Origin of the sequence: Streptomyces sp. NPDC127092 (genome assembly GCF_042722475.1) — a bacterium.
Taxonomy (GTDB): domain Bacteria; phylum Actinomycetota; class Actinomycetes; order Streptomycetales; family Streptomycetaceae; genus Streptomyces.
Genome location: NZ_JBHXFE010000377.1, coordinates 1 through 1108 on the forward strand (window position 1 = coordinate 1; position 1108 = coordinate 1108).

2 protein-coding genes are annotated in these 1108 nt (G+C 72.6%); one reads left to right on the plus strand and one right to left on the minus strand.

Annotated features, from left to right (window positions below):
* A partial coding sequence (locus ACFWJO_RS40580; protein WP_386873401.1) for a glycosyltransferase family 2 protein occupies positions 1-655 on the minus strand: 655 nt, incomplete at its 3' end.
* A 170-nt stretch (positions 656-825) separates the two neighbouring features.
* On the opposite strand from ACFWJO_RS40580, the gene ACFWJO_RS40585 reads away from it, so the two are divergent.
* Positions 826-1108: hypothetical protein (locus ACFWJO_RS40585; protein WP_386873403.1), on the plus strand; the 283-nt coding region annotated here is incomplete at its 3' end.

A 1108-nucleotide genomic window follows, 5' to 3' on the forward strand; every position in this document is an offset into this window, starting at 1 on the left:
CACCGTGCTCGCGCAGGCGGCGCTGCAGATCGACCTCCTCGGCGTTCATGAAGTACTCCTCGTCGAACCCGCCGACGGCGCGGACCTGCGCCATCGGCAGGAGCAGCACAGCGCCCATCACCCAGTCGACCGCCACGGGCGAGACGGACCGGGCCGCCGCGACGTCGTGCCCCACGGCCTCGTGGAGCACGTCCAGGTGGCGGAAGCGGGCCAGCGGAGTCAGCCACTCGACGGTCTGGTGCAGCACCGTGGGGAAGTGCCGCCCGGACCACTGCGGCGTGCCGTCCCCGTTGACGACCTGCGGACTGACCACGGCCGGCTGATACGGAGCGGCCGCAACCACCAGCGCGTCGATCTGCGCCCCCGTGATCTCCGCGTCCGAGTTGAGGACCAGGGCCAGCTCGGTGGTGACCGCGGCCAGGCCGGTGTTCACGTTCGCCCCGAACCCGCCGTTGCGCTCGCGGCGCACCACGGTCAGACGCGGATCGTGCGCCTCGGGGTACGGGGTGGGCGAGGCGTCGTCCGAGACCACGACGGCGGCCAGCGCGTCTCCGGGATCGCTCAGCAGGCGGTCGACGAGGGCGAGGGTGGGGGCCGGATCGCCGTAGTGCGGGATCACCACGGTCACCGCCGCCGTGGGCGACTGGGCTGCCATGCGGGCTCCTCCCTCAGCTCGGATGGAGGGCGCACCCAGCGCCCGAGAACCTGTGACGAGTATAGAGAGCGTCTGGCGAGGACCCGTGCCGTCCGGTGGGGCGGCCTCGTGGCCGTCGGCACGGCGCTCAGTACACTGACCGGACGGCCACGGGATGGAAGGGGTGAGCCATGCCCGGCACCCAGGGGGAGGACGAAGCCATGCGCGAGACCATCGCGTTGCGCATCGGCGCCGGACTCGATGCTGTGACGGTCAGCGGCCTCACGGGAGACGAGCGGGCGGAGGTGATCGAGTCCTGGGCCCGATGCGGTGTGGAGGCCGTGGAGTCGCCCGCCGACGCGGATGCGCACCGGGGCGCCGGCGCCGCGCGTCCGTGGCTCCAGTGGCACGAGGACCTGGTGTTCCTGGCGACCTCACGGGCGATCGAATCCGCGCGCGGCACCCACCTGATGT